Raw genomic sequence first — 19737 nt, forward strand, 5'->3', positions numbered from 1 at the left:
TACGGTACGCATCCAGTCCCCCGGGACCTCGAACGGGTGGGGGCGCCCCGCTCATCACAACTGACCGAAACCATCCCCAGGGGGACCGCATGGGCAAGACCGCACTGATCACCGGCGTCACCGGGCAGGACGGCTCGTACCTCGCCGAGCTCCTGCTCTCCAAGGGCTACACGGTGCACGGGCTCGTGCGGCGGTCCTCCAGTTTCAACACGGAGCGGGTCGACCACATCTACCAGGACCCGCAGACCGCCAACCGGTCCTTCGTCCTGCACCACGCCGACCTCTCCGACGGCGTCGCGCTGGTGAACCTGCTCCGCGACATACGCCCCGACGAGGTCTACAACCTCGGCGCGCAGTCCCACGTCCGCGTCTCCTTCGACGCCCCGCTCTACACGGGCGACGTGACCGGCCTCGGCGCGCTGCGGCTGCTGGAGGCCATCCGGGCCAGCGGCGTCGACACCCGCATCTATCAGGCCTCGTCCTCGGAGATGTTCGGGGCGACCCCTCCCCCGCAGAACGAGGGCACCCCGTTCCACCCGCGCAGCCCGTACGGCGCCGCGAAGGTCTTCGCGTACTGGACCACGGTGAACTACCGCGAGGCGTACGACATGTTCGCCGTCAACGGGATCCTCTTCAACCACGAGTCCCCGCGCCGCGGCGAGACCTTCGTGACCCGCAAGATCACCCGCGCGGTCGCCCGCATCAAGGCCGGTCTCCAGGACCACCTCTACCTCGGCAACCTCGACGCGGTGCGCGACTGGGGCTACGCCCCCGAGTACGTGGACGCCATGTGGCGCATGCTCCAGCAGGACGAGCCCACCGACTACGTCGTCGCCACCGGTGTGGCCGCGACCGTCCGCGAGTTCGTGGAGTCCTCCTTCTCGCACGCCGGTCTCGACTGGACCGAGCACGTGCGTTACGACCCCAAGTACGAGCGCCCCAGCGAGGTCGACGCCCTCATCGGCGATGCCTCCAAGGCCCATGACCTGCTTGGCTGGAAGCCGTCGGTCCTGGTGGCGGAGCTGGCGCAGATCATGGTGGACGCCGACATTCGGCAGGTCGAGGACCAACTGGCGGGCGTGACGGTCCGTATCGACCGCTGAGGCCTTATATTTCCCCTACGATTCGCCGTGTCCCGGTCATTCGCGCACTTCCCTGCGGGTATGGCCGGTTCAAACCTGTCATATGTCCGTTGTGCACCCTCGATGCTGAACCGTTGATTCCAAGTTGGTATGCAATGGGTCAAGAGGGGTGACCAGGCCCTCGCGTGAGCCCTAGTCTGCGCCCGTACATATGGCTGTTCGGATAGTTCCAGCCATCAAACCGGGCGATTGCCCTGGGGGGCTCATGCGTAGATCCAGAGGGCTGACTGCTGCCCTCGTCCTGTCACTGGCCGGTGCCGGCACCGGCATAGGCCTGGTGCTGATGCCTCAGGCGTCCGCCATCACGCCGCCGGTGGCATTCACCGCCGACGAGCTGCCCACCTGGCAGCCGGACGGCATCGTCTTTGCGATGGCCCAGGCGAACGGCACCGTCTTCGCCGGCGGTACCTTCTCGGCGGTCCGTCCGCCCGAGGGCGCCGCGGGCGCCGAGCAGGAGGCCGTGAACTTCGTCGCGCTCGACGCCGCGACGGGCAAGCCCACCTCCTGCAAGCTCGCCTTCACCATCGGCGACGGCACCGCGACCGTGCGCACCCTGGTCGTCTCCAAGGACAAGAAGACCCTGTACGCGGGCGGCTACTTCGGCGCCGTCAACGGCACCCCGGTCTCCAGCCTCGCGGCGATCGACATCGAGAGCTGCACCCCCAAGGCATCGTTCCACCCCGGCTTCCCCGCCACCGTGCGCGGGCTCGCCGTCACCGATGACACCCTGTACGCGGCGGGCGACTTCAGCGCCGTCGACGGGCAGACCCGCGAGCGGTTCGCCGCCGTGGACGCCGGCACCGGTGCGCTCAAGCCCTTCGTCGCCAACGTCGACGAGCCGGGCCGCGCGGTCGAAGTCACCCCCGACGGCAAGAACGTGCTGCTGGGCGGCGACTTCTTCACGGTCAACGGCTCCAACAGCCACGCCCTGGCCGTCGTCAACGCCACCACCGGCGCGGTCACCAAGACCTACGGCAACATCCCGTCGAACTCGGTCGTCAAGGACATCTCCACCGACGAGACCGGCTTCTACACGGGGCACGAGGGCTCCGGCGGCGGCGTCTTCGACGGCCGCATCGGCCTGCGCCTGAGCGACTTCACCGAGAAGTGGCGCGACCGCTGCCTCGGCGCCACCCAGTTCGTCCTGCCGTACCAGGGAGTGCTCTACAGCTCCTCGCACGCGCACGACTGCTCCACCGAGCTGGAGTTCCCCGACGGCAAGCGGAACTTCCTGCTGGCCCAGCCGACCAACCACGACGGCGCCGCCCCCGCGCCCGTGGACGGATTCGTGCGCGGCCCCGGCAAGCTCGGCTGGCACCCCACCGCCAACGACGGCCTCGGCGAGGGCATCGGCCCGCGCGTCATGGCCGTCGCCGACAAGAACGACGTCAAGTACATGTGGGTCGGCGGTGAGTTCACCCTCATCAACGGCAAGGCGCAGCAGGGCCTGACCCGCTTCGCCTCCACCGGCGACATCGGCGCCCCGACCACCCCGGTGACCAGCGCCGCGAGCGTCAAGCCCGGCGAGGCCCAGGTCCGCTGGCGCACCAGCTACGACGCGGACGACAGCAAGCTGACGTACCGCATCTACCGCAACGGTTCGGCCACCCCGGCCGCGACGGTCACCGCCGGCTCGCTGGAGTGGGAGCGCCCGCAGGCCTCCTGGAACGACACCACGGTCAAGGCCGGCCAGACGTACACCTACCGCGTGACCGCGACCGACGACGCGGGCAACACCAGCGCGCTGTCGACCGTCGCCTCGGTGACGATCCCGACCACGGTCCAGACGTACCCGAACCAGGTCCGCCAGGACGGCGCCGCCCTGTACTGGCGCTACGACGACTCCGTCAGCCCGTACGTGGCGGACTCCTCCAACGGTGGCAACACCAGCGGTGTCCAGTTCAACGCCCCGGCCCTGCGCCAGACGCCCGGCGCGGTCTCCGGCGCCAGCACGGCGATGGGCTTCAACGGGACCAGCCAGCTGGTGCACAGCGACCGCCGTCAGTCGGTCGGCAACACGTTCACCGTCGAGACCTGGTTCAAGACGAACACCACGCGCGGCGGCAAGCTGATCGGCTTCGGCAACAACACCACGCGCAGCAGCGGCTCGAACGACCGGCACATCTACATGACCAACACCGGTCGCCTGGTCTTCGGCGTCTACAACGGCTCCGCCCGGACCGTCTCCACGGGTCTGTTCGAGACGTACAACGACAACAAGTGGCACCACGTGGTCGGCACCCAGGGCCCCGGCGGCATCACGCTGTACGTCGACGGCCAGAACAAGGGCTCGCTGAACGCCACCAGCAACAGCACCTACGCGGGCTACTGGCACGCCGGCGGCGACAGCCTCTCCGGTTGGCCGACCCGCCCGACGAGCAACTTCTTCGCCGGTCAGCTCGACGAGACCGCCGTCTACCCGACGACGCTCACCCAGGCCCAGGTCAAGAACCACTTCGACCTGGCCAAGGCGCCCACCGACTCGGTCTCCGCGGTCAAGGCGACCGAGGACACCTACATCAACCAGGGCGCCCCGAGCACGGCCTACGGCACGTCCACCTCGCTCGCGGTGCGCGGCACCTCGGCGTACGAGACGTACCTGCGCTTCAACCTGCCGGCCGCCCCGGCCGGCCAGGTCCTGAAGTCCGCCTCGCTGCAGATCAAGACCTCCACGCAGGCGGGCGCCGGCACCGCCGACACCGTCTCCGTGGTCCCGGTCACCGGCACCTGGAGCGGCGCGGGCACCACCTTCAACACCAAGCCCACCCTCGGCACCACCCCGCTCGGCACCATCGCGGGCGTGCCGGACGGCTCGGCGGTCCACAGCGTCGAGCTGGACACCGCCGCGGTCTCCGCGGTGCTGGGCGGCAGCTACAGCCTGGGCCTGACGAGCACGGGCACCGACCCGCTGTGGATCTGGTCCTCGGAGTCCACGGCGGCGGAGGGTACTCCGCAGCTGGTTCTGACCTTCGGCGCGAAGTAGCGATCACCCAGGCAACCGCCTGACGGTGTGCGGGGCCCGGCTCTACGTGGCCGGGCCCCGCTCGCCCGTCCCACCCCTGTAAGTAGTACGGGAGCCATCCGATGTACCGACGCTCCGCGGCGGCCGCTGTCCTGCTGACCGCCGCCCTGACCCTGACCGCTTGCAGTTCCGGCGGTGACGACTCCGAGGCGAAGGTGAAGCCCCCGGCCTCGTCGGCGGCCCCCGATCCCGCGGACGCCCCGGCCACGGCGGAGCCCGCGGCCGACGCGAAGCCGACGGGCCCGGTCCTGCCCGACACGAAGCTCACCCCGAAGACGGGCAGTTTCACGGAGCAGGAGAAGAAGTACCTGAGCGGGCGGGTCCCGGAGAAGATGGACCCGGCGGCCGTCCTGCAGACCGGCCAGGAGGCCTGTCAGCGGGTGGCGCGCACCGCGAAGCACGACAAGGACGCGGCGACCGGGGCCGTCATCACCGGGGAGATCCCCGGTGCCAAGGACGCGATCACGTACCTGTGCCCGGACCAGAAGCCGATCCTCGCCGCGGCGGAGAAGGGCTTCGCCGAAGGCCCGAAGCAGTCGCCCGCGGCGGGCGGCTACCGGGCGCTGACCCAGGCCACGAACTGCACCTGGGAGGCCAAGGGCAAGGACGGCTCCGTCCTCGCCTCGGGCCCCGAGGCCCCGCTCAAGGCGGGCGACAAGATCACGGCGACGATCCCGGCGGGCACGGCGGAGTTCAACTCCTCGGGCTGCTACGCCTGGATCCCCGCGTAACACCGCGGCACGCCGCCGGCGTACGACAACGCCCCCGAGGACCGGACTCCCGGCCCACGGGGGCGTTTTCGTGTCCCGGACCCGGGTATCCGCGCGGTCACAGCCACGACGGCGGAAGGCGGACTCATGGGCATCGGCGGATGCATCGGTTTGATCGTGGTGGGCGCCATCCTCACCTTCGCCAGCGACTGGGAGATGGAGAGCGTCAACCTCGACCTGGTCGGCCTGATCATGATGGCGGTGGGCGGCATCGGCCTCGCCGTGTACACCAGCATTTACAAGCGGCGCCGGGCCGCGGGCGCGATACCGGTGGTGGAGGAGCGCCGCCGCGACGTCATCTGACGCCGCGGCGGGCCCTCACCGGCGCAGCGCGCCCTCGTACACCGGGAGCAGGGTGTCCAGGACCGCGTCCATGGAGAAGGAGTCCGCGGCCAGTTCGCGGGCCGACAGCGAGGCTTCCCGGTTGGCCGCCGGGTCCAGCAGGGCCAGGACGGCCTCGGCGACGCCCGCCGGACCCGGTTCCACCGCGTGCCCCGCACCGGCCCGCGCGACGTCGCGGGCCAGGCCGTTGGAGTGCGTGACCACCGGGGGGACGCCCACCGAGAGCGCCTCCAGCACCGACATCGGGAACGGCTCGTCCACCGACGGCAGGACGTACACGTGCGCCCGGCGCAGCTCCGTCAGGACCTCCGCGCCGGACAGCGCCCCCGGGACCGTGAACCGGTCCGTCAGGCCCAGCGCCCCGATCCGGGCGCGTACGGCCCCCAGCTCGCCCTCGTCCGGACCGGCGACCACGAAGTGCGCGTCCGGATGCACGGCCAGCACCGCCGGGGCCGCGTCCACGAAGTCCACCGGCCGCTTGCGGGCTTGCAGGCGCGCCGAGTAGAGGATCCGCGGCGGGCCGGCCAGCGGCGGCCGCTCCTCCTGCGCCGGGGTCCCGTTGACCAGGCGGACCGCCTTCGGCAGCGGTGCGCCCACCACCGCGTCCAGGCCCTCCCGCTCGTGCGGGGTCAGGTACAGCAGCGCGTCCGCGCCGCGCAGCAGCCGGCGTACCGCCACCGCGTCCAGCACCTTGGCCAGCAGCTTCCCGCTGGGGTCCACCATCCCGTGGGTCTGCAGCACCAGCGGCTTGCCCGCGCGCAGCGCCGCCAGGGCCACCGGCAGGGTCACCAGGTCCCGGGCCAGGTGGACGTGGACCAGGTCGGCGTCGCGCACCAGCCGGCCGGCCGACGCCAGCAGCGCCGGCGAGGTCATCCCGCTGAAACCGAGGGGGAGCAGGCGGCGGGCCGGGAACAGCTTCGCCGGGACGCCCTCCACGGAGGTGGGCCACACGTCGAAGCCCTCGCCCAGGGCGAGCAGCCGCGCCTCGTGGCCCCGGGCGCGCAGCCCCTTCGCCAGGTTCAGCGCGACCCGCACCGGGCCGCCGAAGGCGTGCGAGGGGGAGTGCAGGGTGACGGCGTGCAGGACGCGCATCGGGGTGCTCACTTGGGCTCCTCCACCGGGCGGCGCTGCCCGTCCTGGGTCTGCAGGGTCAGCTCCGGCAGGTCCTTGTGCACGACCGATCCCGCGCCGGCGACCGCGCAGCGGCCCACCGTGACCCCGGCCAGCACGGTCGCCCGTACGGCCACCCAGGCGCCGTCCTCGACGGTGATGGGCGCGTTGCGGTAGCGGAAGTCGGCGGCCCGGTGGTCGTGCGAGCCGGTGCACAGCAGGGCCTCCTGCGAGAGGCACACGTGCGAACCGATCGTCAGCGGCTCCAGGTTCAGCAGCCAGGCGCCCTCACCGATCCAGGTGTGGTCCCCGACGGTGAGCTTCCACGGCCACAGCACGCGCACCCGGTGGCGTATCAGCACGCCCTCGCCGATCTTCGCGCCGAAGGCCCGCAGCAGCGCCACCCGCAGCCGCGCCGGACAGAACCAGCTCATGAACAGCGTGTTCATCACGGCGAACCAGAGCGCCTGCGTCAGCAGCCCGCGGCCCTTGTCGTATCCGGCCAGCGTGAAGGAAGGAAGATCCCGCAACTGTCGCCCCCATCTGCTCCCCGGACTGCGTCCGGGGGACCCCGCGCCGCGGCCTCCCCGGGCGTGGCCCGCTCAGACTAGACTGCGCGCGGACCAGGCACATCGGGTGGGGGCGGCAGTGACGACGGACATACGCAAGCCCCCCGCAGCGCCCGCGAAGCAGCCCGTCCCGTCCCCCTTCGAGGACGAGAGCCTGTGGGGCCGGGCCACCCTCCCGCGCACCCTGCTCTCGCGCGCGCTGTCCGTCCCGCTCGCGCTCGGATTCACCGTCTTCCTGCCGCTGTTCGTCGCCCTCCAGAGCGGCGCGGGCGCCCGTGACGCGGCCTTCTGGCTCCAGCTCCTGCTCACCATGTACGCGGGAGCCCGGCTCTCCGCGATGGTGCTCACCAGCCGCCGCAAGCTGCTCCAGGGCTCCTTCTGGCTCTTCGTCTACATGGCCATGGGCGTGGCCCCGCTCGCGCAGGCGGTCCTCGGCCAGGTCCCGACGCCGGTCGTCGGCCCGCGCTCCGACCTGACCGTCGCCATCGGGCTCGTGCTGCTCGGCTGTACGGCCTTCGACGTCGGCGTGCTGCTGGCCCGTCACCGGCCGGCCGGGCGCGCGGGCGGCTCCCAGAAGGAGTCCAGGCCCGTCATGGCGCACCGGCGCCGGCTCCAGCTGCTCACCGCCCTCTCCTTCCTGTGCAGCGCCGCCTTCGTCATGAAGCTGGGCGGCCCGGCGGTCTTCTTCTCCAGCCGCCAGGAGATCATCGCGGGCATCGAGGAGGCGGGCGTCTCCAACGGCGACGGCCAGGCCGGGCAGGCACTGCTGCGCGGCTTCGGCACCGTGCCGGCCCTGCTCGCGCTGCTCCTCTACACGCGCTGGCTGATCACGTCGAAGTTCGCCCGCCGCAAGGTGTCGATCATCGTCACGTGGGCGGCGCTCGCCGGCCTCAACCTGATCGTCAACAATCCCATCTCGAACCCGCGGTACTGGTTCCTGACGGTCATGTTCGCGCTGCTCTTCACCGTCTTCCCGGTGAGCGCGGCGATGTACCGCGTGGCGCTGTCGATGGCGGTGGTCGTCGCACTGCTGGTCTTCCCCTTCGCCGACCGCTTCCGGTACGACGAGAAGAACTACCGTCCGGTCGAGACCACGTCCTTCCTGGAGCCGATGGCGCTCAAGGACTACGACCAGATCGGCATGTTCGCGAACACCATCACCTTCTCGGAGTCGGGCCCCGGGCACTTCTACGGGCGGCAGCTGGCCGGGTCGGTCCTGTTCGCGGTGCCGCGCTCGGTGTGGCCGGGCAAGCCGCGGGACACCGGCGTGATGGTCGGCCAGTGGATGGGCACGGTCAACACCAACCTCTCCTCCCCGATCTGGGCGGAGCTGTGGCTGGACTTCGGTCCGCTGGGGATGGGCGCCGGGCTGCTGGGCATGGGGTACGCCTCCGCCCGCGTCGACCGGCGCTACGCGAAACGGGCCACGCGGCGGTCGCCGCCGGGCAGCCTGATCTCGGTGGTCGTCCCGCTGGTCGCGGGCTACTCCTTCATCCTGCTGCGCGGCCCTCTGCTCCAGGCATCGGGGCGGGTGGCGATCGCCGCCCTCTGCCTCGCGCTGGTCGCCACGTACCGCACGGACAAGTCCACCACCCTGCGCTGAGCGCGCCGCCGCTGCTGGATTTTCCAGCCCCGCCGGCGTTTGAGCACGGGGTCTGGGGCGGAGCCCCGGGGAACGGTGGAAGGGCGGGGCGGGGAGACGGCTCCGCGCGGCGGTCAGGCCGCGGGGGCCGGCTCGGGTTCGCGGTCCCGCACAGCGGGGACCCGCAGGCGGGCGACCCGCCACCAGGCGGCCAGGGCCTTGAGGGCCGAGCCGGCCGCCAGGCCGCACGCGGCGCCCGCCACCCCCCACACGGCGTAGCCCCCCAGCAGCAGCCCCACGGACAGCACCGAGAAGACCACCTGCAAGGACAGCGTCGTCTTCGGCGCCAGCACCCGCAGGGTCAGCAGCGCACAGGTGCCGAGCCCCATCACCGCGTACTGCGCCCCCGTCGCCGGCAGCAGCGCGGCCGTCGCCGCCCAGGTGTCGCCGAGCAGCTGACGGCCCGCCCGCTCGGGCAGCGCGTACAGCACCGCCCCCCAGCCCGCGCCGAGCGCGGCCAGCACCAGGCCGAGCAGCGCGGTCGCCCGCACGGTGGCCCGCTTGCCGCCGAGCCGCCCGATGACCGGCGGCCCGAAGGAGTTCGCGGAGTTGAACAGCACGTTCAGCGGCCCGAAGAGGGTGGTCGCACCCCGCAGCGCGCCGACGGCCAGCGGGGTCGCGAAGACGCCGAGGCCCAGTACGGCGAGCTGGCTGGAGCCGTTGCCCACCGCGAACTCGACCACGAACCGCTGCCCGAGGTGGCCCCGCCGCAGATAGGGCCGTAGTCCCGCGAGACCGCCCTGCGCGCCGCGGACGTACGGCCGCAGCAGCCACAGCCCCAGCCCCAGCGCGGGCACCGCGGACAGGCCCCACACCAGCACCAGCCGCCCCGCCGAAGCCCCTTCGGGCTGCACGGCCAGCGCCGCGACCACGCACACCAGCCGCAGCGCGTCCGCGGCCAGAGCCCGCTCGGGGGCGCGCAGCGCGGAGAAGCAGTAGCGCAGCCCGTCCTGGAGGAGCACCAACGGCAGGACGAGGCCCAGCGCGAGGAAGGCCCGCCCGGGCGTCGCGGGGAGCACGAGGCCCACCACCACGAGCAGCGCCCCCACGGCGGCCGACGCGGCCCCCGTGAAGCCGGCGGCGGAGCGGCACATCGCGCCGAGCCGTTCGCCCTTCTCCAGGACGAGGCTCTGGCCGACGTAGGCCATGTTCAGTCCGAGGAGCACGCTGAAGGTCACGTACACCATCGAGAAGTCGGCGAACCCGGCTGCCGAGGACAGCCGGGCGGCCAGCACCAGCACCAGGATGTTCGTGGCGCTGGAGGCGGCCTGGTCCAGGACCGACGCGACGGCGGCGAGGCCGCGTCGGCTCATCTGCGACCCATGCGCACGGTGCGCAGCGCGACGGTGTCGGTGCCGTCACCGGGGATGTGCTGCTCGGGCTCGGCCACCTCGTACGGGATCGGCTGCGGCGGCTTCGGCCCGCCCGCCGGGGAGCCGGCGGCGGGGGCGGGGGCCGGGTTCTTGTCCTTGCCGCGGCCGCGCTTCTCGCCGGGCAGCGGGGCGTGCAGCACCGCGCCGAGCACCGTGCCGCCGGCGCCGCTGATCAGCTCGCGGATCCGGGACAGGTCGGTGCGGTGGACGCCGCGCGGGTTGCAGACGACGAGGACGCCGTCGACGCGGTCGACGAGGGCGAGGGCGTCGGCGTAGGAGAGCACGGGCGGCGCGAGCACGACGACGGTCGCGTTGGGGGAGTCGGCCTCGGAGATCAGGCGGGTGGCGCGGGGGGAGGTCAGCGCGCGCGGTACGTTGCGTGCCCGCTCGCCGGGGATCAGGTCGAAGGAGCCGGACTCGCCGGCGTCGACGACGAGCTGGCGCCCGTCGGGCCACTCGGAGTCGGAGTGCCGTCCGCCGCCGCCCTTCTGGCCGCCCGGGGTCTGGCTCCAGCGCGGCCGGCCGCCGGCGTCCGTCGGCAGCTGGCTGGCCAGTACGGGGGTGCGCAGGTCGGCCTCGATGAGCAGCACGTCCTTGCCGGTCTCCGCGAAGGAGGCGGCGAGGTTCACGGCCACCGCGGCGGCGGTCTCGCTGCTGCCGCGCGGGGCGACGACGAGCAGCCGGCGCCGGTCGGCGAACCGGGAGTCGTAGGCGAGCCGGAAGGCCACCGAGCGGTACTCCTCGGCGAGGCGGGGATCGGCCTCGCCGGCGGCGAGCAGCGGGCCACCGCCCGTCCGGTCCCGGGGCAGGTAGCCGAGCACGGGTGCGCGCAGGGCCCGTGCCACGTCGCCCTCGGAGCGCGGCGCCGGGTCGAAGACGAGCCGGACCCAGGCGGCCAGCAGGCCGAGGGCGAGGCCCACGGCGGCGCCGAGCGCGAGGGACATCAGGATGCCGGGGCCGTCGGCCCCGGGGGGCGCGGTCGCGGCGCTGGTGACGCGGCCCGGGGTCATGTCGAGGGCTTCGAGCTTGGTGATCTTGGTGTTGTATCCGCCGACCTCGCTCTGCAGGTCGGTCTTGGCGGAGCTCGCCGCGTCGCGTCCGGCGCCGGCGGGCATCCGGGCGATCTCCTTGGAGAGCTCGTCGAGCTGCTTGGCGATCGGGTCGCGCTGCTCCTTGTAGCCCTTGACCATCTTGTCGCGGGTGGCGTCGAGGGACTCCTGCCGCTTGAGCAGGTACGCCTCGGTCATCGCGTTGGCGCGCTTGGCGGCCTCCTTGGCGGAGGACGCCGTGTACGTGAAGCGCAGCACCATGGTCTGCGGCGGGTTGGTGACCTGCAGACCGCTGCGCAGGGCGGCGAAGCCGGACGCGGACACGCCGAGCTTCTTCGCCGCCTCGTTGGCTATGGAGGAGCTGAGCGCGACCTGGCGCTCGGAGCCGATGTTGATCGCCTTGTCGGGGGCGAGGCTCGGGTTGAACGGGTCGTCGGTGGGCGCGCGCAGCACGACGTCGGCGGTCGCGACGTAGGTGTCGGCGGTGGAGATGCCGAGGTAGACGCCGCCCAGCAGGCCGATGCCGATGCCCGCGCCGATGAGCCTGCGGTAGCGCAGGAGCTGCCGGAACTGGTCTCTGAGGAGATCCGGTTCGTCGTCGGCCGGTGCCGCTGCAGGGCGGTTCGTCTCGCTCACGGCCGGGGTCCCCCAAGTGCTTCGTCTATCAGTGCGTCGATGCGGGCCAGGCCCGCTTCACGGCTCAGATGGGCCGCCACGTGGCGGGGTCCGGCCGCTCCCAGTGCGTCCGCGCCCTCGGGGTCCTCGGCCAGGGCCCGTACGGCCTTCAGCAGGGCCTCGGGGTCCTCCGGCGGTACGAGCACCCCTGCGCCCGAGCGTTCCACCTCCTGGGCGGTGCCGCCCTCCGCCGCCACGGAGGCGACGACGGGGCGGCCGGTCTGAAAGTAGGAGGTGAGTTTCGACGGCACGCTCATGTCCAGCACGGCAGCGTGCTGCGTGACCGCGAGTACGTCCGCCGCGGCGAGGATATCCGGGAACTCGCCGTCCGCGGCAGGGGGGATGATGTCCAGATTCGGTACATCGGCCGACAAGTCGGCGAGCGCGGCCCGCTGACTGCCGTCGCCCATGAGGACGAAGCGGACATTCGGATCCAGCCGTGCCGCGCCCACGAGGACTTCCAGTCCCTGCTTGAGGCCCATGTTCCCGGAGTGCAGCACGACGGTCTCGCCGGGGCCCCAGCCGAGGTGGCGGCGGGTCTCGCCGCGCGGCTTCGTGGGCAGCGCCACGTGCGACCAGTTGGGGACGAGGCGGATCCGGCCCGGGTCCACGCCCATGCCGACGACCCGGTCCACGAAGGTCTCGTGGATGACGCCGACGAGGGTGGCGCGCTTGAGGGCGTACGCCTCGGCGCGGCCGGCGATCGCGGCGGCCTTGTCCCCGCCGCTGATCCCGCTCTGCGCGGCGGCGGCGCCCATCAGGTCCTGGACGACCGGGATGTACGGGACCTTCCAGCGGGCCGCGAGCCGGGCGGCGAGCACCCCGCCGGCCAGGCTGGGCATCTGGGCGAGCACCGCGTCCGGCTTGGGCATCCGGGGCGGGGCCACGGCGCCGTGCAGCAGAATCGATCCTTCAAAAAGGGCCCGTTTCACGGCGGTCTGGCGCGGCGGTACGGTGTGCGCGCGCCGGTGCACGGTGACGCCCGCGCGCTGTTCCGTGCGCTGGAGCGCCCCCTTGTACTCCGGCTCGACGGACCACGCCGGGTAGTGCGGCATGCCTGCCAGCACATGGGTCTCGTGGCCGAGATCCGCCCAGTGCTCCGCGATCTGGGTGGCATACGGGCCGATCCCCGCGTGCTCCGGAGCGTAATTGGTGGAAACCAGCAGCATACGCCGCTGACCGGATCTGGACACCGAGCGTCCCCTCTTCCCCTGGATGATGCGCACGTCACCCTATTCGTTCACCCGCGTGCTGCGGAACGTGCACGCTATTGTCTGCTAATCAGCCGCACCGGGGGGTGCGGTCGCTGGGGATAACAGATGACGGAGCACGACATGTCCGACTTTGGCGCGCCAGCGCGTAGACCGTACCGAGTCGGCTACGCGCCGGGAGCCTACGATCTGTTCCACATCGGACATCTGAACATCCTTCGGCACGCCCGGAGTCAGTGCGACTACCTCGTCGCCGGAGTGGTCTCCGACGAGATGGCCGAACTCGCCAAGGGGCGCCGCCCGATGATCCCGCTCGTCGAGCGGCTGGAGATCGTCCGCAGCGTGAAGTACGTGGACGCCGCCTTCGTGGAGACCGTCCCGGACAAGGTGGAGACCTGGAGGCAGGTCCGCTTCGACGTCATCTTCAAGGGCGACGACTGGCGCGGCACGCCCAAGGGCGACCGGCTGGAGAAGGACTTCGCCGCCCACGGTGTCGACGTCGTCTACTTCCCCTACACCGTGCACACCTCCAGCACCCAGCTGCGCCGGGCGCTGGACGCGCTCGCGGAACCCGCCGCCCTCCCCGGTCAGGTCACCGGGGAACGGCGCTGAGCTCCCGGAACCACTTCGCGAGGAACGCCAGCAGGAACAGCCCGGCGACCACGCCCAGCCCGGCGTACGCCCAGGCGAACAGCCTCCCGCCGCCGAGCAGCAGGAACACCACGCAGAACACCCCGTAGTCCACGGGCAGCAGGGCCACCGCGCGCAGCGTCGACGGGGCGGCGGCGGGGCTGCCCGGGACCGGCTTCGGCTTGAGCTTCTCCGTCAGCAGCCCGCCGAAGAAGGTGACGACCGCGGCGAACTGGAAGCCCAGCGGCACCAGCAGCCAGCCGTCGGCCGCCGTCCCGTACTCCCCGGGGAACCGGTAGAAGGCGATCAGCACGCACGCGTGCAGCGCCGTGAGCTTGGCCGCGTCCACGACGTGGTCCAGCCACTCGCCGGCCGCGCTGCCGCCGCCGCGCAGCCGGGCCAGCTGCCCGTCCGCGGAGTCGAAGGCGAAACCGACGGCGAGCGCCGCCCACACCGCGATCCCCAGCCCCCACGAGGGCGCGCACAGGGCCACCGCGGCCACGGCGGCGAAGCTGAAGGCGGCGCTGACCAGGGTCACCTGGTTCGGGGTGAGGCCCAGCGCGTACGAACCGGCGGCCAGGTACCGCCCGGCGGGCCGGTTGACGAACCGCGAGTACAGCGACACCCCCTTCGCCGACTTCTGCGCCCCGCGCAGTTCCTGCAGCGCGGTGTTGACTCTGCCCATGCAGGGACCCCCTCAGAACGATGTCGAACACATCATCGCAGGACGAACAGGAGAATCCTTCCGGATGTCCGCGTACGTCCGGGGGCGGCGGCGCGCGGCCCCGCGGGCCGCCGCCTCCTCACACCGGCGGCCTCGCCGGGGACCCGCAGACCCGCAGCAGCAGGACCGAGCGGGCCGGGACCGTCAGGGTCTCCCCGCCGCGGTGACGGGTGCGGGGCGCGTCGGACTGGCTCTCCAGGGAGGTGTCCAGGACCAGCTCGTACGCCTCCGCCCACGGCTCTCCGGGCAAGACCCAGGCCAGCGGCCGGTCCCCGGTGTGCAGCAGCGCGAGGAAGCTGTCGTCCGTCACCTGCCGGCCCCGCTCGTCACGGCCCGGGATGTCCCGCCCCGACAGGTACATCCCGAGCGCGGCGGCCGGCGCGTACCAGTCCCGCTCCGTCATCTCCGCGCCCGCCGGCGTGAACCAGGCCAGGTCCCGCAGCCCGTCCGCCCCCTGCGGCCGCCCCGAGAAGAACGCCCGCCGCCGCAGCACCGGATGGGCCTGCCGCAGCGAGATCAGCCGCTCCGTCAGCGCGAACAGCTCCCGCCACGCCGGGTCCTCCAGCAGCGACCAGTCCACCCACCCCGTCTCGTTGTCCTGGCAGTAGGCGTTGTTGTTGCCGTCCTGCGTGCGCCCGAACTCGTCGCCCGCCACCAGCATCGGCACCCCCGTCGACAGCAGCAGGGTGGTCAGCAGGTTGCGCAGCTGGCGGCGGCGCAGCACGCCGACCCGGGCGTCCTCGCTCTCGCCCTCCGCCCCGCAGTTCCACGAGCGGTTGTCGTTGGTCCCGTCCCGGTTCGCCTCCCCGTTGCCCTCGTTGTGCTTGCGCTCGTAGGACACGAGGTCGCGCAGGGTGAAACCGTCGTGCGCGGTCACGAAGTTGACCGAGGCGTACGGGCGCCGCCCGCCCCAGGCGTACAGGTCGCTCGACCCCGAGAGCCGGTACCCGAGGTCCCGTACGTCGGGCAGCGCGCCCCGCCAGAAGTCCCGTACGGCATCCCGGTAGCGGTCGTTCCACTCCGTCCACAGCGGGGGGAACGCGCCCACCTGGTAGCCGCCCGAACCCACGTCCCACGGCTCGGCGATGAGCTTCACCCGCCGCAGCACCGGATCCTGGGCGATCACCGCCAGGAACGGGGACAGCATGTCCACGTCGTGCATCGAGCGGGCCAGCGCCGCCGCCAGGTCGAAGCGGAAGCCGTCCACCCCCATCTCCGTGACCCAGTAGCGCAGCGAGTCCGTGATGAGGCGCAGCACGTGCGGGCGCCCGGCGTGCAGGGTGTTCCCGCAGCCCGTGTAGTCGGCGTAGCGGCGCTGGTCGGACTGGAGCCGGTAGTAGCCCCGGTTGTCGATCCCGCGCAGCGACAGGGTCGGACCCAGCTCGCCCGCCTCCGCCGTGTGGTTGTAGACCACGTCGAGGATCACCTCGATCCCCGCCGCGTGCAGGGCCCGCACCATCCGCTTGAACTCGCCGACCTGCTGGCCCGTCGTCCCGCTCGACGAGTACCCCGCGTGCGGGGCGAAGTAGCCGATCGAGTTGTAGCCCCAGTAGTTGCGCAGCCCCCGGCGCAGCAGGTGGTCCTCGTGCGCGAACTGGTGCACCGGCAGCAGCTCGACCGCCGTGACGCCCAGCTTCGTCAGGTGCTCGACCGCCGCCGGATGGGCCAGCCCCGCGTAGGTGCCGCGCAGCTCCTCCGGAACACCCGGATGGCGCATCGTGAAGCCGCGCACGTGCAGCTCGTAGATCACCGAGTCGGCCCACGGGGTCTTCGGCCGGACGTCGTCCGCCCAGTCGTCGTCATCGTGGACGACCACGCCCTTCGGGACGAACGGCGCCGAGTCCCGGTCGTCGCGCACGGTGTCCGCGATGTACTGCTGCGGCCAGTCCCGGACGTGCCCGTACACCTCCGGCGGCAGGGTGAAGTCCCCGTCGACGGCCCGTGCGTACGGGTCCAGGAGCAGCTTCGCCGGATTGAACCGGGCACCCGTCCAGGGGTCCCAGCGCCCGTGCACCCGGAACCCGTACCGCTGACCGGGGCGCACGCCCGGCACGAAACCGTGCCAGATCTCGTGCGTCAGTTCGGTGAGCGAACAGCGGGTCTCGCCGCCCTCGGCGTCGAACAGGCACAGCTCCACCGCCTCCGCGCCCTGCGCCCACAGGGCGAAGTTGGTGCCCGCGGTCCCGTCCGGTCCGTGGTGGAACCGGGCCCCCAGGGGATGCGAGGACCCCGGCCACACCGGTGGTCCCGGGCGCGTGTGGACCCGTAACACCTGCCCCTTGACCTGGCCGTTCGGCTGGCCGGCCGGATGACCGTTCGGCCGGCCGTTCGGATGGGCGCCCGGCTGGCCGCCCGGATGTCCGTCGACCCGCGGTGCGGGCGCGGTCTGGCCGCCCCGCACCGCATCGACGGCGTTGCCGACGGCTTCCACCGCCTCTTGCTCGGCTGCGCTCGACACTGCCCGCCTCCACGGCTCCTGGGTACCTGCGGGGGTGGGGAGTGCGGCCCCGGCGTCCCGGCCTGGGCCCGCCCCCGTCTGGTCCTTCACACTGTTCTGCCCGGACTGTTCCGCCCGGAACGTGGCGCGCGCTCACGTTTCCCCCGGAGGGCCCGGTCGTTGGAGGGATCGTGACACTTCTGACGAGGCGGGCAGGGGCGGGCTTGGCCGCCGTGGCGGCATGGGCGGGCCTGTTGGGCGGGCTGGCCGGATGCACCAAGGACGGCAAATCGCCGGTCGAGATCCAGCTGCCCGGCAAACCCCGCTCGCCGGACGAGGCCATCCGCATCACCCCCGGCGACAACGCCAAGGGGGTCCCGGCCGACGCGCGGCTGGTGGTCACCGTGCCCGAGGGCCGGCTGGAGCGGGTCGTCGTCACCAAGGTGGAGGACGCGCAGCAGGAGGACGTCCCCGGCGCCATCGCCGACGACGGGCTCAGCTGGAGCCCCGACCTCGACTCCGGCCGGCTCGCACTCGCGGCCAAGTACACCGTGGACGCCGTCGCCCTCGACGGGCACAACCGCCGCCAGGCCCGGCACACCACCTTCACCACCTACGTGCCCGAGGAGCGGTTCATCGGCTACTTCAAACCCGAGAACCGCTCCACCGTCGGCACCGGCATGATCGTCTCCTTCAAGTTCAACCGCGCGATCGAACGCCGCGCGGAAGTGGAGCGGGCCATCACCGTCACCTCCGACCCGGCCGTGCAGGTCGTCGGCCACTGGTTCGGCAGGGACCGGCTCGACTTCCGGCCCAGGGAGTACTGGAAGGCCGGCACCAAGGTCACCGTGAAGATGGACCTGCGCGACGTCGAGGGCGCGGCCGGCTCGTACGGCATCCAGTCCAAGACCGTCACCTTCACCGTCGGCCGCTCCCAGATCTCCCGGGTGGACGCGGCCGCGCACACCATGGAGGTCCGCCGGGACGGGGAGCTGCTGTCGACCGTGCCGATCAGCGCCGGAGCGCCCAAGACCACCACGTACAACGGGAAGATGGTGGTGATGGAGCTCTTCGACGTCACTCGCATGAACGGCCAGACCGTCGGCTTCGGCGGCGAGTACGACATCCCGGACGTCCCGCACGCCATGCGGCTCACCGCCTCGGGGACCTTCCTGCACGGGAACTACTGGTCCAGCCCCGACACCTTCGGCTCCACCAACGTGAGCCACGGCTGCGTGGGCCTGCGCGACGACAAGGGCGGCGGCTCCGACACCCCGGCCGGCTGGTTCTTCGACCGGACCCTGATCGGCGACGTGGTGGAGGTCGTCAACTCGCAGGACAAGACGGTCGCCGCCGACAACGGGCTGGGCGGCTGGAACATGTCCTGGGCGGACTGGGTCGCCGGCTCCGCCATCGTCTGAACGCCGCCCGGCAGCGCCGTACGAGTGACTCGTGTGATCGCAATGCCGTAACGGAGAGTGTCCGGGCCCCGTCCGCCGGCGCCCGCCCCCGGCCCATCAGGGCTGCCCTCACCGAATCGGACGAGGAGCGCCTCTGGGACCTGCTCGCCGAGGGCGACGCGGTGTACGTGTGGGGCACCGGGCCGGGCACCGGGGACTGACCCCGACGACGGTCCCGGCCACCCTCTCGCCGCCCCGCCCGACGCCAGGTCCGGCCGCTGATCAGCAGTTGGGACGGAACGGTGACAAGACCGTGGCTCATCGTGATCTGCCCATGTGATTTCCTGTCGACAAGCGCGCGACTGTCCGTGCGCGGGGGACATGGGGAGAACAAGAGTGAACCTGCAGCCGATACGCGGCCGCGCCCGCACCGGCCTGCCGGCCCTTCTGCTGGGGGCGGCCCTGCTGTTCACCACCGCGTGCAGCGGTGGTGGCGGGAGTGACAGCAGCGGCAGCGGCGGCGACAACGCCGGGGGTGGCGCCAAGAACGGGACCGAGGCGTCGAAGGCCGTCGTCAGCGTCAAGCCCGACGACGGGGCCAAGGAGGTCGCCACCAGCGGCGTCCTGAAGATCTCCAGCAGCGGCGGCAAGCTCACCACGGTGACCGTCGCCGACACCAAGGGCAACGCGGTGGAGGGCAAGCTCGCCGACGACGGTTCGAGCTGGGAGCCGGCCCGTCACCTGGCCTCCGCCACCGAGTACAAGGTGCACGCGGTCGCCAAGGACGAGGCCGGCCGGGAGTCCGCCAAGGACACCACCTTCACCACCCTGACGCCGACCAACACCTTCGTCGGCCACTACACGCCGGAGGACGGCGCGGAGGTCGGCGTGGGCATGCCGGTCTCGATCAACTTCACCCGTGGGATCACCAACCCCGAGGCCGTCGAGAAGGCCATCACCGTGACCGCCGAGCCGGCCGTGCCGGTCGAGGGCCACTGGTTCGGCAACGACCGCCTGGACTTCCGCCCCGAGAAGTACTGGGCCGCGGGCACCACGGTCACCGTGAAGCTCGCCCTCGACGGCGTCGAAGGCCGCCCGGGCGTCTACGGCAAGCAGACCCGTACGGTCACCTTCAAGATCGGCCGCTCGCAGATCTCCACGGTCGACGCGAGCGAGAAGCAGATGCAGGTCGTCCGTGACGGCCAGGTCATCAAGAACCTCCCGATCACCGCGGGCGCCCCGTCGACCACCACGTACAACGGGCAGATGGTCATCAGCGAGAAGTACAAGGTCACGCGGATGAACGGCGCGACCGTGGGCTTCGGCGGCGAGTACGACATCTCCGACGTCCCGCACGCGATGCGCCTGTCGAACTCGGGCACCTTCGTGCACGGCAACTACTGGGCCTCCTCCAGCACGTTCGGCTCGGAGAACGTCAGCCACGGCTGCGTCGGCCTCAAGGACGTCCGCGGCGCCGGCGACGGCAACCAGCCCGCCGCCTGGTTCTTCAACGAGTCCCTGATCGGCGACGTGGTCGTCGTGAAGAACTCCAAGGACAAGCAGATCGCCCCGGACAACGGCCTCAACGGCTGGAACATGGACTGGGCGGAGTGGATCAAGTAAGCGGGTCCCGTACCCCGT

15 protein-coding genes are annotated in these 19737 nt (G+C 72.0%); 8 read left to right on the plus strand and 7 right to left on the minus strand.

What is annotated here, in order from left to right:
- Positions 1-89 precede the first annotated feature (89 nt).
- From gmd to ACZ4VT_RS07855, 4 genes are all read left to right on the plus strand, one after another.
- On the plus strand, positions 90-1103 hold the full coding sequence (gene gmd / locus ACZ4VT_RS07840; RefSeq protein WP_362801017.1) for a GDP-mannose 4,6-dehydratase: 1014 nt from the start codon (positions 90-92) through the stop codon (positions 1101-1103).
- Positions 1104-1347: 244 nt separating this feature from the next.
- Positions 1348-4125 (plus strand): CBM96 family carbohydrate-binding protein, encoded by a 2778-nt coding sequence (locus ACZ4VT_RS07845; RefSeq protein WP_467947601.1) that lies wholly within the window; start codon positions 1348-1350, stop codon positions 4123-4125.
- A gap of 101 nt (positions 4126-4226) precedes the next feature.
- On the plus strand, positions 4227-4895 hold the full coding sequence (locus ACZ4VT_RS07850) for a hypothetical protein (protein ID WP_467947603.1): 669 nt from the start codon (positions 4227-4229) through the stop codon (positions 4893-4895).
- Between the two features lie 126 nt (positions 4896-5021).
- A complete protein-coding gene (locus ACZ4VT_RS07855) occupies positions 5022-5237 on the plus strand; it encodes a DUF6458 family protein (RefSeq protein WP_030655766.1) in 216 nt (71 codons plus the stop codon).
- A 15-nt stretch (positions 5238-5252) separates the two neighbouring features.
- On the opposite strand, the gene ACZ4VT_RS07860 is transcribed toward ACZ4VT_RS07855, so the two are convergent.
- Together ACZ4VT_RS07860 and ACZ4VT_RS07865 are read right to left on the minus strand one after the other, a co-directional pair.
- Complete coding sequence (locus tag ACZ4VT_RS07860; RefSeq protein WP_467947833.1) at positions 5253-6368, minus strand: glycosyltransferase; 1116 nt, start codon at positions 6366-6368, stop codon at positions 5253-5255.
- Positions 6369-6376: 8 nt separating this feature from the next.
- Positions 6377-6916 (minus strand): WcaF family extracellular polysaccharide biosynthesis acetyltransferase, encoded by a 540-nt coding sequence (locus ACZ4VT_RS07865; RefSeq protein WP_351584786.1) that lies wholly within the window; start codon positions 6914-6916, stop codon positions 6377-6379.
- Between the two features lie 118 nt (positions 6917-7034).
- Here ACZ4VT_RS07865 and ACZ4VT_RS07870 point away from each other — a divergent pair, with 118 nt between their 5' ends.
- A complete protein-coding gene (locus ACZ4VT_RS07870) occupies positions 7035-8558 on the plus strand; it encodes a hypothetical protein (protein ID WP_467947605.1) in 1524 nt (507 codons plus the stop codon).
- A 113-nt stretch (positions 8559-8671) separates the two neighbouring features.
- Here the strand turns inward: ACZ4VT_RS07870 and ACZ4VT_RS07875 are convergent, their stop codons facing one another.
- From ACZ4VT_RS07875 to ACZ4VT_RS07885, 3 genes are read right to left on the minus strand one after another with little or no spacing between them, the layout of a single operon-like run.
- A complete protein-coding gene (locus tag ACZ4VT_RS07875) occupies positions 8672-9910 on the minus strand; it encodes an MATE family efflux transporter (protein WP_467947607.1) in 1239 nt (412 codons plus the stop codon).
- Positions 9907-11655, minus strand: a complete 1749-nt coding sequence (locus ACZ4VT_RS07880) for a lipopolysaccharide biosynthesis protein (RefSeq protein ID WP_467947609.1) — start codon at positions 11653-11655, stop codon at positions 9907-9909. Before ACZ4VT_RS07880 ends, ACZ4VT_RS07875 begins: the two co-directional genes overlap by 4 nt.
- Complete coding sequence (locus tag ACZ4VT_RS07885) at positions 11652-12863, minus strand: glycosyltransferase (protein ID WP_467947835.1); 1212 nt, start codon at positions 12861-12863, stop codon at positions 11652-11654. The genes ACZ4VT_RS07880 and ACZ4VT_RS07885 overlap by 4 nt, the downstream gene beginning before the upstream one ends.
- A gap of 150 nt (positions 12864-13013) precedes the next feature.
- Between ACZ4VT_RS07885 and ACZ4VT_RS07890 the strand changes: the two genes are divergently transcribed.
- A complete protein-coding gene (locus tag ACZ4VT_RS07890) occupies positions 13014-13517 on the plus strand; it encodes an FAD synthase family protein (RefSeq protein ID WP_467947611.1) in 504 nt (167 codons plus the stop codon).
- Here ACZ4VT_RS07890 and ACZ4VT_RS07895 read toward each other — a convergent pair.
- Together ACZ4VT_RS07895 and glgX are read right to left on the minus strand one after the other, a co-directional pair.
- Positions 13498-14220 (minus strand): CDP-alcohol phosphatidyltransferase family protein, encoded by a 723-nt coding sequence (locus tag ACZ4VT_RS07895; protein ID WP_467947613.1) that lies wholly within the window; start codon positions 14218-14220, stop codon positions 13498-13500. The genes ACZ4VT_RS07890 and ACZ4VT_RS07895 overlap by 20 nt on opposite strands.
- Before the next feature lie 118 nt (positions 14221-14338).
- Positions 14339-16717 carry a glycogen debranching protein GlgX gene (gene glgX / locus ACZ4VT_RS07900; protein ID WP_467947615.1) on the minus strand — a complete coding sequence of 793 codons (2379 nt, stop codon included), beginning with the start codon at positions 16715-16717 and terminating at the stop codon, positions 14339-14341.
- A 179-nt stretch (positions 16718-16896) separates the two neighbouring features.
- On the opposite strand from glgX, the gene ACZ4VT_RS07905 reads away from it, so the two are divergent.
- Both ACZ4VT_RS07905 and ACZ4VT_RS07910 read left to right on the plus strand, forming a co-directional pair.
- The gene (locus ACZ4VT_RS07905) at positions 16897-18117 is read left to right on the plus strand and encodes a L,D-transpeptidase (RefSeq protein WP_467947836.1); all 1221 of its coding nucleotides are present in this window, start codon (positions 16897-16899) and stop codon (positions 18115-18117) included.
- Positions 18118-18477: 360 nt separating this feature from the next.
- Positions 18478-19719 (plus strand): L,D-transpeptidase, encoded by a 1242-nt coding sequence (locus tag ACZ4VT_RS07910; RefSeq protein WP_467947617.1) that lies wholly within the window; start codon positions 18478-18480, stop codon positions 19717-19719.
- Positions 19720-19737: the final 18 nt, after the last annotated feature.

It is taken from the genome of Streptomyces sp. NPDC029164 (assembly GCF_055563995.1).